This is a genomic window from Streptomyces filipinensis (assembly GCF_014649495.1).
Classification (GTDB): Bacteria; Actinomycetota; Actinomycetes; order Streptomycetales; family Streptomycetaceae; genus Streptomyces; species Streptomyces filipinensis.
Genome location: NZ_BMTD01000030.1, coordinates 38,988 through 52,813, shown reverse-complemented (window position 1 = coordinate 52,813; position 13,826 = coordinate 38,988). Strand labels below are relative to the sequence as shown.

Annotated in this window: 13 protein-coding genes; 12 read left to right on the top strand and 1 reads right to left on the bottom strand. The window is 71.1% G+C overall.

The window, feature by feature from the left end; translation table 11 throughout:
* Positions 1–86: 86 nt before the first annotated feature.
* The 12 genes from IE244_RS38730 (at position 87) to IE244_RS38675 (ending at position 12,828) form a co-directional block, all read left to right on the top strand.
* Positions 87–749: an SDR family oxidoreductase gene (locus IE244_RS38730; RefSeq protein WP_191878262.1), complete on the top strand. Its 663-nt coding sequence runs from the start codon at positions 87–89 to the stop codon at positions 747–749.
* Positions 750–931: 182 nt separating this feature from the next.
* The gene (locus tag IE244_RS38725) at positions 932–1,096 is read left to right on the top strand and encodes a hypothetical protein (protein WP_176986079.1); all 165 of its coding nucleotides are present in this window, start codon (positions 932–934) and stop codon (positions 1,094–1,096) included.
* A gap of 226 nt (positions 1,097–1,322) precedes the next feature.
* Positions 1,323–3,104 (top strand): PucR family transcriptional regulator, encoded by a 1,782-nt coding sequence (locus IE244_RS38720; protein ID WP_191878261.1) that lies wholly within the window; start codon positions 1,323–1,325, stop codon positions 3,102–3,104.
* 376 nt (positions 3,105–3,480) lie between these two features.
* On the top strand, positions 3,481–5,385 hold the full coding sequence (gene dnaK / locus IE244_RS38715; protein ID WP_191878260.1) for a molecular chaperone DnaK: 1,905 nt from the start codon (positions 3,481–3,483) through the stop codon (positions 5,383–5,385).
* A gap of 10 nt (positions 5,386–5,395) precedes the next feature.
* Positions 5,396–5,980, top strand: coding sequence for a nucleotide exchange factor GrpE (locus tag IE244_RS38710; protein WP_191878259.1), 585 nt, complete (start codon positions 5,396–5,398; stop codon positions 5,978–5,980).
* Positions 5,981–5,986: 6 nt separating this feature from the next.
* Positions 5,987–6,925 (top strand): DnaJ C-terminal domain-containing protein, encoded by a 939-nt coding sequence (locus tag IE244_RS38705; protein WP_191878258.1) that lies wholly within the window; start codon positions 5,987–5,989, stop codon positions 6,923–6,925.
* Positions 6,922–7,296 (top strand): chaperone modulator CbpM, encoded by a 375-nt coding sequence (locus tag IE244_RS38700; RefSeq protein ID WP_229854726.1) that lies wholly within the window; start codon positions 6,922–6,924, stop codon positions 7,294–7,296. Before IE244_RS38705 ends, IE244_RS38700 begins: the two co-directional genes overlap by 4 nt.
* A complete protein-coding gene (gene clpB / locus IE244_RS38695; protein ID WP_191878257.1) occupies positions 7,287–9,926 on the top strand; it encodes an ATP-dependent chaperone ClpB in 2,640 nt (879 codons plus the stop codon). The genes IE244_RS38700 and clpB overlap by 10 nt, the downstream gene beginning before the upstream one ends.
* Complete coding sequence (gene trxA / locus IE244_RS38690) at positions 9,923–10,369, top strand: thioredoxin (protein ID WP_191878256.1); 447 nt, start codon at positions 9,923–9,925, stop codon at positions 10,367–10,369. The genes clpB and trxA overlap by 4 nt, the downstream gene beginning before the upstream one ends.
* A 5-nt stretch (positions 10,370–10,374) precedes the next feature.
* The gene (locus tag IE244_RS38685; protein ID WP_191878255.1) at positions 10,375–10,638 is read left to right on the top strand and encodes a UBP-type zinc finger domain-containing protein; all 264 of its coding nucleotides are present in this window, start codon (positions 10,375–10,377) and stop codon (positions 10,636–10,638) included.
* On the top strand, positions 10,638–12,452 hold the full coding sequence (locus tag IE244_RS38680; protein WP_191878254.1) for an FAD-dependent oxidoreductase: 1,815 nt from the start codon (positions 10,638–10,640) through the stop codon (positions 12,450–12,452). Before IE244_RS38685 ends, IE244_RS38680 begins: the two co-directional genes overlap by 1 nt.
* Positions 12,453–12,585: 133 nt before the next feature.
* The gene (locus tag IE244_RS38675) at positions 12,586–12,828 is read left to right on the top strand and encodes a DUF5302 domain-containing protein (RefSeq protein WP_191878253.1); all 243 of its coding nucleotides are present in this window, start codon (positions 12,586–12,588) and stop codon (positions 12,826–12,828) included.
* Positions 12,829–13,011: 183 nt separating this feature from the next.
* Here the strand turns inward: IE244_RS38675 and IE244_RS38670 are convergent, their stop codons facing one another.
* Entirely contained in the window at positions 13,012–13,788 is a 777-nt protein-coding gene (locus tag IE244_RS38670; RefSeq protein ID WP_191878252.1) for an Rv1363c family protein, read from the bottom strand.
* Positions 13,789–13,826: the final 38 nt, after the last annotated feature.

The following is a 13,826-nucleotide window of genomic DNA, read 5'->3' as shown; positions in this document are numbered from 1 at the left end:
CGGACTTTGCGGCAACCGCGGGACCCGACCTGCCGCGGCGGTCCCGCAGCCCGGCGTGAGCGGTCGCGTGTGGAAAGAATGACCCCATGCACATGGTGATCGCGGGTGGACACGGAAAGATCGCGCGCCGGCTGACCCGGCTGCTCTCGGCGCGCGGCGACCACGTCACAGGGCTGATCCGCAACCCGGACCACGCCGACGACCTGCGGGCGGACGGCGCGGAACCGGTGGTGTGCGATCTGGAGCACGCCTCGGTGGACGAGGTGGCCGGCCACCTTGGTGGCGCCGACGCGGCACTGTTCGCCGCGGGGGCCGGACCGGGCAGCGGCGCGGCCCGCAAACAGACGGTGGACCGGAACGCGGCCATCCTCCTCGCCGACGCGGCCGAGCGCGCCGGGACGCGCCGCTTCCTGGTGATCTCCGCGATGGGCGTGGACAGCCCGCCGCCGCCCGGCACCGACCCGGTGTTCGCCGCCTACCTGAAGGCCAAGGGCGAGGCGGACGCCGACATCGCCTCCCGTCCGGGACTGGACTGGACGATTCTGCGCCCGGGGATGCTGGCCGATGACCCCGGCAGCGGCCGCGTCACGCTCGCCGAGCACACCGACCGCGGCCAAGTGCCGCGCGATGACGTGGCTGCGGTGCTCGCCGCCCTGCTGCACGAGCCCAGGACCGCCGGGCGCATCCTCGAGCTGATCAGCGGGTCCACCCCGGTCGAGGAGGCGGTGCGCGCCGTGACCGGCGGCTGACGCCGTCGAGGAGGCCCGGGACAAGCTGGGCCGGCTGGAGAACGCCCTGGCGCGCACGGGGCACACGAGGCGCGGTGTCCCCCTACGTGGACGGCTCCTACGACGGCCACAACCCCGACGGCAGGCGTTCCACCACGGCCTGAGAGGGGGAGGATGGACGTGAGCGACGAAGGAGGCCCGTCATGAAATCCGGAGCCCCTGATTACGACGCCTGGTACTCGCGCACACCCTCGCAGGCCGAGGGTGAGCGGGACGAGACGGGCGAGCGTACCGCAACGGAACAGCACCCGGACGTCCCCCGGAGCGAGCCATCCCAGGCGGAGGGCGAGCGGGGTGACGACGCCTAGCGTCACTGGAGGACCCGTCGCCGGGGGCCGGGTTCGCGTGGTCTACGCCGTCGACCGCGGCATCGAACGAGGCTCCACGCCTGCGTCCGGCGAGTCAGGAATGCACAGGTCCGGTCGCCCCACGAGTACGAGAGAAAGGATCCACACATCTCGGGTAAGCGGCCCGTGAGCGGGTACGCGACATGCCGCTCGGTTCTCTGAAGGCTTCGAGGGACGGAGTGGTCCCATGGCCGGCAGGCGGGCGCACAGCCTGTACCACCGCTACTCCCATCGGAAGCGCAGCCTTCCGCGGGGCGGCGCCGGGTGGCACCCCACGGCCGCGCGCGGAGGGCCCCGCCCGCCCGCTCGCACCCCAGCCGACCATGCCCTCCACGAACTGGTCGCGCTCTCCCGCGCCCTGTTCGGCACTCCGGACGAAGTCGAGATCGTGCGCCTGGCCATGGACCACATAGCCGCCGCGGGGCCGTACACCGCCGAGGCCGGATACCTCAATGTGGGCGGCGACCTGGTCCCCAGTCCGAGGGACGGGCAGACGCCTGCCCTGGCCGTGAGCCGGAGGGTGCGGGAGCTGGCCGGGCAGGACGGCGACGTGACCGTACCCGGCAGACCCTGGGGCCGGGCCCTGGGGCTGCGCGGACTTGAGGGACTCCACGGCTACCTCGTGGTGACGTCCCTCTCCCGGCCCACCGAGGCCGAGCGATCTCTGCTCGCCACGCTCGTCCGGCACACCGCTGCTGCACTGTCAGTCGCTATCGCACATCGCCGCCGATGCGAGGACGCGCTGGAGCTGCACCGACTGAGGGAGGAACGCACAGCCCTCCAGCGGCAGCTGATCTCTGTGGTGGCTGAGCTGGGCTACGAGCGAGCCGTGCACGCGTTCATGGCCGGTGTCGCTGCCTCGGGTGGCGGCGAGGAAGCTGTCACCCGCGCACTGCACGGGCTCACCGGACTTCCCGCGCTGGTCGAGGACCGCTTCGGTCGGCTGAGGTCCTGGACCGGCCCCAGCCGCCCCGTCCCCTATCCCGAACCGGACCCCGTGCGCCAGAAGGAAATGCTGCACGCCGTCGGCCGTCAGGCCGGGCCCGTGCGGATAAGGGACCGGCTGATCACCCTGGTCCGCCCGCACGGCGAGATCCTGGGCGTGCTGGCCCTGGTCGATGCCCGGGGCGAGGCCGACGAGCACACCGTGCTCGCGCTGGAACACGCTGCCGCGGCACTCGCCCCGGAGCTGACGCACCTGCGCAATCTGGCCGAAGTGGAGCTGAGGCTGCACCGCGAGCTGGTGGACGACCTCCTGGCAGGGACGGACGAGGCGAGCGCCTACGCCCGGTCCGAGGCAGTCGGATACGACCTGCACCGCAGCCACTACGTCGTCGTCGTGCAGTGGTCGAACCGGACCGCCGACGATTCCTTCGCACGGACCGTGAGGCGGGCGGCCTCTGCCGTGGGCATGCGCTCGCTGCTGACCCGACGCTCCGACCACGTCGTCCTGGTCGCCGACGACAGGCCGCACGCCCGCGCGCTGTACGAGGCGCTCGCCCGGGAGACCGGAACACGGTCAGGGACGATCGGGGTGAGCGCCCCTTCCGACTCCCTGAACGACATCCCCCACCACTACGAGGAGGCGCAGCGCGCCCTGGACGTGCGCCGCCACTCCCGCGACCGCTACGGCACGACGTTCTTCGACGAGCTCGGCCTCTACCGCATCCTGGGACCCGGCAACGACTACCGGGAACTGGAGACGTTCGTACAGGAGTGGCTCGGGCAGCTCATCGACTACGACTCCCGGCACCACGCGACCCTGGTGGAGACCCTGTCCCGGTACTTCGACTGCGGCGGCAACTACGACGAGACCGCAGAATCCCTCGCGATCCACCGCAGCACGCTGCGCTATCGGCTCCAGCGCATCCGCGACATCAGCGGCAACGACCTCGCGAACGTCGAGGACCGGCTGAACCTCCAGGTGGCGACCCGCGTGTGGAAGATCGTGCTGGGCGGGCCCGGCTGACGCCTTGCCGGAACTCCTGCGCCACGATCTTCTTAGTGGGAGGTTGGCTGCGCACCCCCTCGACCGCGACACACAGTGCGGTGAGGGGCGGGTGTTCGGGCCGGGAAGGCCAAGCTGTCCTCGCAGACCGACCGCCGGTGCCACTTTTCGACTCGCTGGGCGCAGGCGGGGTGACCGGGCGAACAGCCACTCTGGGGCCTGTCGGGACCGCTCGCCGGTCCGTGGGGCCGGCGCGCACACGGAGAGCGCCTCCTCCGGGGGCCGGCGCCCGCACAGCGGCCCCGCACCCAGCTGAACGAGTTTCGAAGCCGGGCGGACAGGGCCCGGAGGATGAACGGCCGCCGACGGACGTCGACCGCCGCGGAAGGAGTTCCTCATGGCCAAGGCAGTGGGCATCGACCTGGGCACCACCAACTCGGTGATCGCCGTGTGGGAGGGCGGCGAGCCGACCGTCGTACCCAACAGCGAGGGCAACCGGACCACACCGTCCGTGGTGGCCTTCACCGACACCGGCGAGCGCCTGGTGGGCCAGCTGGCCCGCCGCCAGGCGATCCTCAACCCCAAGGGCACCATCTACTCCGCCAAGCGGTTCATCGGCCGGCACTTCGACGAGATCCCCGACGAGGCCAAGGCCGTCGCCTACGACGTCGTCCCGGGAGACAACGGCGAGGCCCGCTTCAAGGTGCGTGACAAGCTGTACGCGCCTGAGGAGATCAGCGCCCTGGTGCTGCGCAAACTCGCCGACGACGCCTCCAAGCAGCTGGGGGAACGGGTCACGGAGGCGGTCATCACGGTGCCCGCCTACTTCAACGACGCCCAGCGCACCGCGACCCGTGATGCCGGACGGATCGCGGGACTGGAAGTGCTGCGGATCATCAACGAGCCGACGGCGGCCGCCCTCGCGTACGGCATGGACAAGAAGCAGCACGAGACCGTCCTCGTCTTCGACCTGGGCGGCGGAACCTTCGACGTGAGCATCCTCGATGTCGGCGACGGCGTCGTGGAGGTGCGTTCCACGGCGGGTGACAGCCATCTGGGCGGCGACGACTTCGACCGGCGTCTGGTCGACTACCTCGCGGACGACTTCCAGAAGGAGAACGGCATCGACCTGCGCAAGGACCCGCAGGCGCTGCAACGTCTGTTCGAGGCGGCGGAGAAGGCCAAGACCGAGCTCAGCTCCGTCACCCAGACCCAGGTCAGCCTGCCGTTCATCACCGCCGACGCCTCCGGGCCCAAGCATCTCACCGACTCGATCATGCGGTCCACGTTCGAGCAGATCACCGGCGACCTGGTGGAGCGTTGCCTCGGTCCGGTCAAGCAGGCCATGGCCGACGCCAAGGTCGGCGAGAGCGACATCGACGAGGTCATCCTGGTCGGCGGTTCCACCCGCATCCCCGCCGTCCAGGCACTGGTGCGCCGGCTGACCGGCGGCAAGGAACCCAACATGAGCGTGAACCCCGATGAGGTCGTGGCCCTGGGCGCCGCGATCCAGGCCGGGGTGCTCAAGGGCGAGGTCAAGGACGTCCTGCTGCTCGACGTCACCCCCCTGTCGCTGGGCGTGGAGACGCGCGGCGGAGTGATGACGAAGATCATCGAGCGGAACACCACCATCCCGGTGCGCCGCAGCGAGACCTTCTCCACCGCCGAGGACAACCAGCCGGCCGTCGACATCGTCGTCCTCCAGGGCGAGCGCGAGCGGGCCGCCGACAACCGGGTCCTCGGCCGGTTCCAGCTCACCGACATCCGGCCGGCGCCGCGTGGCGAACCGCAGGTCGAGGTCACCTTCGACATCGACGCCAACGGCATCCTCAACGTCAGCGCGCGCGACAAGGACACCGGCAAGGAACAGGGCATCACCATCAGCGAGAGCTCCAACCTGGACCGGAGCGAGGTCGAACGCATGGTCCAGGAGGCCGAGAGCAACCGGGGCCAGGACCAGGCACTCCGCGAGGCCGTCGACGCCCGCAACGAACTCGACGCGATCGCCTACCAGGTCGAAAAGCGTCTGAACGAACTGGCCGACGCCGCGCCCGCGCACGAGAAGGCGCGAGCCGAGATGCTGGTGGCAGAGGCCCGCGACGCGGTCAAGAACGAGGCCGGAGTGGACAAGGTCAGGCCGCTGGTCTCCGAACTCCAGCAGGTCTACGCCGGGCTCGCCGCCCACCAGGCCGAAGCCGCGGCGGCGAGTGGTCCGTCGGACACCACCGGGCCGGACGGCTCCGGGCAGGGCGGTGCCGGCGCCGGCGAAGACGTGATCGACGCCGAGTTCGACAAGGGCTGAGGTACCCGCCATGCCGATCCCTCCCCAGGACCGATCGTCCGACCCACCGCCCGAAGGCGCGGTACAAGCGCCGCGGGGCCACCTGCCCGAGCCCGCGCCGCCGGCCACGCAGGCCGAACCGGGACCCGACGCGGCCACCGGTCCGGCCGGGGTCGAGGACGAGTACGCGGCCGCGCTGAAAGAGGTCGAGGACCGCTGGCGGCGTGCTCTCGCCGATCTGGACAACCTGCGCAAGCGACACGCCAGGGAACTGGACCGGGAGCGCGCGGTCGAACGCGCCCGCACGGCGGCGGCCTTCCTTCCCGTCGTCGACAACCTCGAACTGGCCCTGAACCACGCGGGCTCCGACCCCGGTGCGATCGTCGAGGGGGTTCGCGCCGTGCGCGACCAGGCCGTGTCCATCCTCGAACGCCTCGGTTACGAGCGTCACGCCGAGACCGGCGTCCCGTTCGACCCCTCCCGGCACGAGGTCGTCGGCGTGGTCCAGGACCCCGACGCCGAACCGAACACCGTGGCGCAGGTGCTGCGCCCCGGCTACGGCGAGGCCGAGCGGCAGCTGCGGCCGGCCGCCGTGACCGTCGCCAAGCGGGAGTGAGCGGCCATGGCACGCGACTTCTACGAGGTTCTCGGGGTCCCGCGGGACGCCGACAAGGACGAGATCCAGCGGGCGTATCGCAAGCTGGCCCGCAGGTACCACCCGGACGTCAACAAGGACCCCGCGGCGGAGGAGCGGTTCAAGGAGATCAACGAGGCCTTCAGTGCCCTGTCCGACCCCGACCAGCGGGCCCGGTACGACCGCTTCGGCGAGGACTTCCGGAAGGTTCCCGAGGACTGGGAGGAGCGGGTCGGTGCCGGCGCGGGACCCGGCGGCGGCTTCCGCTGGTCCACCGGGGGCGGCCCCCGGGTCCGGTATGCCACCAGCGGCTTCGGCGCGGAGGGCGTCGACGTCGACGACCTGTTCGGCTCGCTCTTCGGGGGCGCCGGACGGGTGCGTGTCCCCGGAGCCGACCAGGAGGCCGAACTGCCGCTCACCGTCGAGGAGGCCTACCGGGGAGGCCGTCGCACCGTCACGCTCGCCGGTCCCACGGGGCAGCCGCGGCGGTACGAGGTCGACGTGCCACCGGGTGTCACCGACGGGCAGCGTATCCGGCTGGCGGGCGAGGGCGGCCGGGGCAACGGTGACGCCCCCGCGGGGGACCTGTACCTGCGGGTGCGGATCCAGCCGCACCCCCAGTTCCGCCTCGACGGCCGGGACGTGTACGTGCAGCTTCCGGTCACACCCTGGGAGGCCGCGCTGGGCGCGACGGTTCCGGTGCCCACGCCGAGCGGGGCTGCGGCGAAGGTGAACGTGCCCGCGGGCTCGTCCAGCGGCCGGCGGCTGCGGCTGCGCGGTGAGGGCATGCCGAACCCGCGCGGCACGCACGGCAACCTCTACGCCGAGCTCCGGATCATGGTGCCGTCCAAGCTCAGCGACCAGGAGCGCGCACTCTTCGAGGAGCTCGCCGCCGTCTCCTCGTTCGACCCCAGGAGTACACGATGAGTGACCCACGCGCCGAGGCGCGCCAGGCGTCTCGGCTGACAGCTGCCGCGCCGGCACGCGTCCGGTACGCGATCGTGCCGGTGCCCAGGCTCTCTCTGCAGACCGTGGCCCGCCGCTCCGGCGTCCATCCCGACCTCGTCCGCCGGTTCGTCGCTCTGGGCCTGGTCGAGGCCGAGCGCGACGCCTCCGGAGGGCTGGTGTTCGAACCCACGGCACCGGCCGTCCTCGCCCGCGTCCAGCGGCTGCGCACCGGGCTGTGCCTCAACTACACATCCATCGGCCTGGTGCTCGACCTGCTGGACCGCATCAGCATGCTCGAAGCCGCCCTGCGCCGCGCCGGTACGAGGAGTGAAACACCCCCATGGACATGAACCGTCTCACCCAGAAGTCCCAGGAAGCCCTCCAGGCGGCCCAGAGCGCGGCCGTCGGCATGGGGCAGACCGAGGTCGACGGGGAACACCTGCTGCTCGCGCTTCTCGATCAGGAGGACGGCCTGATCCCGCGGTTGCTGCAACAGTTCGGCACCGAGCCGAAGGAGCTGCGCGCGGCCGTGCGCGAGGAACTCTCCCGCCGCCCGAAGGTCACCGGTCCGGGCGCGGCACCCGGCCAGGTCTTCGTCACTCAGCGCCTGTCCCGCCTGCTCGACGCCGCCGAGCGGGAGGCCAAACGCCTCAAGGACGAGTACGTGTCCGTGGAGCACCTCCTGCTCGCCCTGGCCGAGGAGGGCTCGGCTACCGCCGCCGGACGGCTGCTCAAGGAGCACGGCGTGACCCGGGATTCGTTCCTGAGCGCGCTCACCCAGGTCCGCGGCCACCAGCGCGTCACCTCCGCCAACCCTGAAGTGGCCTATGAGGCTCTGGAGAAGTACGGCCGCGACCTGGTCCTCGAGGCCCGGTCCGGGCGGCTGGACCCGGTCATCGGCCGTGATGCGGAGATCCGCCGCGTCACCCAGATCCTCAGCCGCAAGACCAAGAACAACCCCGTCCTCATCGGCGATCCCGGCGTCGGCAAGACCGCCATCGTCGAGGGCCTGGCCCAGCGCATCGTTCGCGGCGACGTCCCCGAGGGCCTGCGCGACAAGACGGTGTTCGCCCTCGACATGGGCTCCCTGGTCGCCGGCGCCAAGTACCGCGGCGAGTTCGAGGAACGACTCAAGGCCGTCCTGTCCGAGGTGAAGGCCGCCCAGGGACGCATCCTGCTCTTCGTCGACGAACTGCACACCGTCGTCGGCGCGGGCGCCGCCGAAGGGGCCATGGACGCGGGCAACATGCTCAAGCCGATGCTCGCCCGCGGCGAACTCCACATGATCGGCGCCACCACCCTCGACGAGTACCGCAAGCACATCGAGAAGGACGCCGCCCTCGAACGCCGCTTCCAGCAGGTCCTGGTCGACGAGCCGAGCGTGGAGGACACCATCTCCATCCTGCGCGGACTGCGTGAACGTCTGGAGGTCTTCCACGGCGTGAAGATCCAGGACACCGCGCTGGTCTCCGCGGCCACCCTCAGCCACCGCTACATCACCGACCGGTTCCTGCCCGACAAGGCCATCGACCTCGTCGACGAGGCGTGCGCCCGGCTGCGTACCGAGATCGACTCGATGCCCGCCGAACTCGACGAGATCACCCGCCGCGTCACCCGCCTGGAGATCGAGGAGGCGGCTCTGTCCAAGGAGACCGACGCCGCCAGCAAAACTCGCCTGGAGGAACTGCGCAAGGAACTGGCCGACCTGCGCGGCGAGGCCGACGCCAAACACGCCCAGTGGGAGGCCGAACGGCAGGCCATCCGCCGCGTGCAGGAACTGCGCCAGGAACTGGAGCAGGTCCGCCACGAGGCCGAGGAGGCCGAACGCGCCTACGACCTCAACCGCGCCGCCGAACTCCGCTACGGCCGCCTCCAGGACCTGGAGCGCCGGCTGAAGGCCGAGGAGGAGCAACTGGCCGCCAAACAAGGGAAGAACCGGCTGCTGCGCGAGGTCGTCACCGAGGAGGAGATCGCCGAGATCGTCGCAGCCTGGACCGGCATCCCCGTCGCCCGTCTCCAGGAGGGCGAACGCGAGAAGCTGCTGCGCCTCGACGAGATCCTGCGCGAGCGCGTCATCGGCCAGGACGAGGCCGTCAAACTCGTCGCCGACGCCATCATCCGCGCCCGCTCCGGCATCCGCGACCCGCGCCGCCCCATCGGCTCGTTCATCTTCCTCGGCCCCACCGGCGTCGGGAAGACCGAGCTGGCCAAGACCCTCGCGGCGGCCCTGTTCGACTCCGAGGAGAACATGGTCCGCCTCGACATGAGTGAGTACCAGGAGCGGCACACCGTCAGCCGGCTCATGGGCGCCCCACCCGGATACGTCGGCTACGAGGAAGGCGGCCAGCTCACCGAGGCCGTACGCCGCAAGCCGTACTCGGTCGTGCTGTTCGACGAGATCGAGAAGGCGCACACCGATGTCTTCAACACCCTGCTGCAGGTCCTCGACGACGGCCGCATCACCGACTCCCAGGGCCGCACCGTCGACTTCCGCAACACCGTGATCATCATGACGTCGAACATCGGCTCCGAGCACCTCCTCGACGGCGCCACCGCCGAGGGTGAGATCAAGCCGGACGCCCGCGCCCTGGTGATGGGCGAGCTGCGCGGGCACTTCCGCCCGGAGTTCCTCAACCGCGTCGACGACATCGTGCTGTTCAAACCGCTCGGCGAACGGCAGATCGAGCGGATCGTGGAGCTGCAGTTCGACGAACTGCGCCGCCGGCTCGCCGAACGCCGCATCACCGTCGAACTCACCGCAGAGGCCCGGGAGTTGATCGCCCACCAGGGCTACGACCCGGTGTACGGAGCCCGGCCGCTGCGGCGTTACATCTCCCATGAGGTCGAGACGATGGTCGGGCGCGCCCTGCTGCGCGGTGACGTCCAGGACGGCGCGACGGTCCGCGTCGACGCCGAACACGGAGAGCTGGTCGTCACCTACGACCAGCCCGAGGACGTGAAGGGAGCGCGGGCGGCATGAGCACGATGCAGGCGACGACCGTGAGATGTCCGAACTGCGGGCGCACCAACCGGGTGCCCGTGGCCGCGGAGGGCCGCCCCAAGTGCGGCCACTGCAAGCAGCCCCTGCCGTGGATGGTGGACGCGGGCGACGACGACTTCACCGAGGTCGCCGAGCGGGCCGACGTCCCCGTCGTCGTCGACCTGTGGGCCACCTGGTGCGGCCCCTGCCGCATGGTCAGCCCCGCACTGGAGAAGGTCGCCACCGATCTCGCCGGCCGAATCAAACTCGTCAAGGTCGACGTCGACAAGAACCCGCGACTGTCGCGGCGTTTCGAGGTCCAGGCTGTACCGACACTGCTGATCCTCGACCGGGGCGAGACGGTCGCCCGGCAGGCGGGGGCGGCGCCCGCCCCCGCTCTGCGCCAGTGGGTGGAACAGTCGCTCACCGCCCGGAAAGGGTGATCCGCATGACCCTGCACGCAGACCCCCACCTCGCGCTCGTCCGGCCGGTCCGGCCGCTGACCCCAGAAGGGTGTCAGGAGTGTCTGATGCTCGGCTCCCCGTGGGTCCACCTGAGGCTCTGCCTGACCTGCGGGCACGTCGGCTGCTGCGACTCCTCGCCGAACAGGCACGCGCGCAAGCACGCAGCTGCCGACGCCCATCCGATCGTGCAGTCGTTCCAGCCCGGCGAGGAATGGCGCTGGTGCTACGTTCACGAGGCGTTCGTCTGATGTCCGGCGACCAGTCGCCGCCGGGCGGAGAACCGCTGCCGGGGAAAGCGGACGAGGCCGCCTTCTGGGAGACCCCGGACATCTACGGCGCGTACCCGCGTCTCACGGAGGACCAGATAGCACGTCTGGCGGAGCACGGGCAACGCCGGACCATGGCTCCGAACGACGTGCTGATCCGGGAGGGCGAGCGCTGCGAGACGTTCTTCGTCGTCCTCAGCGGTACCGTCGCCGTCGTCGAGGACTACGGCACTCCCGAGGAGCACGTGCTGCGCGTGCACGGCCCAGGTCGCTTCATCGGCGAACTCGGCCTGCTGTACGGACAAGTGGCCTTCTACACCGCTGTCGCCAGGGACCCGGGCGAGGTCCTCGTCGTCTCCTTGGACCAGTTGCGCCACCTGGTGTCGCAGGACCCCACCATCGGGGACATCGTGCTGCGCGCCTGTCTGTGCCGTCGCGCGCTGCTCGTCGGACAGGGCGCCGGCTTCCGCATCATCGGCTCGCGCTACTCGCCCGACACCAGACGGCTGCGCGAGTTCGCCGTCCGCAACCGGCTGCCGCACCGCTGGATCGACCTGGAGACCGACGAGGAGGCCGAGGAGCTGCTGCGCCGCTTCGGTGTCGGCCCGGCGGAGACACCACTCGTCATCTGGCGGGACACCACCCTGTTGCGCAACCCCAGCAACGCGGAACTGGCCCGGCTCATCGGCCTGCCGTCACTGCCCGCCGGAAACCGTCACGGCGACGTCCTCATCGTGGGCTCCGGCCCCGCCGGCCTCGCTGCCGCGGTGTACGCCGCCTCCGAGGGCCTGAGCACCACGGTGGTGGAGGCGATGGCCACCGGCGGCCAGGCCGGCACGTCGTCCCGCATCGAGAATCTGCTCGGCTTCCCCTCCGGCATCTCCGGCGCCGAACTCACCGAACGCGCCGTGCTCCAGGCCGACAAGTTCGGCGCGAGGATCAGCCTTCCGCTGGAGGCGACCGGTCTCCATCCCAAGGACGACGACCACTACGTCGTGGCGTTCGCCGACGGCAGCGAGGTCGCCGCCCGCGCCGTCGTCCTGGCCATGGGTGCCCGCTACCGCCGGCTCCAGGTGCCCGGCATCGAACGCCTGGAGGGAACGAGCGTGCACTACTCGGCGACCGTCTACGAGGCCCAGCAGTGCCGCAGCGACCCGGTGGCCGTCGTCGGCGGAGGCAACTCGGCGGGCCAGGCGGTGCTGTTCCTCGCCGGGTACGCGCCGAAGGTGCACCTGCTGGTCCGAGGAGCCGGCCTTGAGGCCAACATGTCCCGCTACCTGGTCGACCAGGTCGAGCGCCATCCGCGGGTGGAGGTCATGCTGCACACCGAGGTCACCGAGGTCATCGGCCAGGAAGTGCTGGAGGAGCTCGACGTGGTCGACAACCGCACGGGCGGGCACCGCCGGCTCGCGGTACGGAGCCTGTTCGTCTTCACCGGAGCCGAACCTCACACCGAGTGGCTGGCCGGCAACCTCGCCCTCGACTCCCGCGGCTTCGTCCTCACCGGGCCGGAGGCCCAGGAAGCCTGCGCCTCACCCGAGGTGTGGCACGGCCGTGGGCGCTCGTGCATGACCCTGGAGGCCAGCCTGCCCGGGGTCTTCGCGGTAGGGGACGTCCGCAGCGGCTCGGTGAAACGGGTGGCCTCCGCGGCCGGTGAGGGCGCGATGGCCATCCACTTCGTGCACCGGCACCTGGGGCACTCGGCCGTACCCGGCACCACGGGCACGTCAGCTGTCGCGGGCCACTCGGACGGCTCCCCACGCATACGTCACAAGGAGTCCGCATGGCTCGCGTGACGCATGGCGGACGAGGAGATCACCGATCTCGTGGTCAACGCCGAAAACGGGGCAGGATGATGTTGCCGGTGCCCCCGCACCGCGCCCGGCATGACAAGCTGTGGCTGCCCACCCCCGAACCCAGGAGGTCACCATGACCGCAGAGCCCGTATCCACGGAAGGTTCGGAGCCGGCTGCCGCCGAGACGTCCCCTCTGGCGCCGGACAGCGACGGCAACTACGACCTCAAGCGCAAGTTCCGCGAAGCCCTGGCGCGCAAGCGCGGTGCGCAGGAGGATGCCGCCGATGTCGCCGCCAACCCCGATGCGTCGAAGGTGCGCGCGGCGCACGGCCCGGCTGCGGGCCGGCGGTCGTTCAGGCGTAAGAGCGGCGGCTGAGTCGACCAGACCCGCGATCTGGCCGCTCACCCAGCACTCTGAGCGCCACGCACGCGCGCACCCCGTGCAACTCACCCACCGCGATACGCCGCTCCGGGGGCAGCAGTGGCCGAGCACGGGGTCGGCCGCCCACCCCAGCGGCGCCAGGTGGCCAGGTCCGGGAGCGCAGCGGAACAGGGCGGTTCACAGTGCGTCGACGGCACTCACCTTCCAGCCTGCGGACGTGTGGGTCATCGTCATCCGGACCCGGTTCAGATCCAGGCGGGAGCCCGAGACCTGGGTGCTCTCGGTGACCTGGTTGACGAAGAGCAGGACCACGGCCTTGTCCGCCGAGGCCGACACGACGGAGGCCGCAGGGCTGCCGCCGCTCGCGGGTTCGGCCACCGTCGCCTTCACCACCGCGTGGTACTTCCTGGCCGTCGGCCCGACCACACGCGTCGTGGTCTTCCGGTACTCGTCACGGAAGTGCCCGGTCAGACGGTCACGGGCACGGGCGAAATCCCGGTCCAGATGCCGGTAGTCGTACGACAGCACGACCGGCGCCGCCTTCCGTGCGGCCATGAGCGCCTCGGCCCGAGCGTCCTCGGTCCTCCGCCCCTGCGCGTACTGCCACCCGAGCACCGCGACCGCCACCAGACCCGCCACGAGGAGGACACCGAGTACCGCGGTGAGCCGCCGCCGGTCGGAGCGCGGCGGAGGCGCGCTGCCGTCCGGCTCCGCCAGGGACTCCGGGTCCTGCTCCAGGGATTCCGGCGACGGCTCCGGCGGGTCGTCCCAGCCGTCCGCCGACGGCTCGACCAGCACGGTCGGCCCTGAGAGCGGTGCCTCCGAGGAGAGGGGCCCCTCGGGCCGCTTCACATGCTCCGTCCGCTTGGCGCGCTTGGCCGCCGCGCGAGCGGCCGCGGTCATCGTCCGGCGGGCGGGCGAGCCGGTGCGGCCTCGGGAAGTCGCGTTCCCCATGGTCGTGCTCCTCACTACTGGTGGCTGTCCGCTGGTGT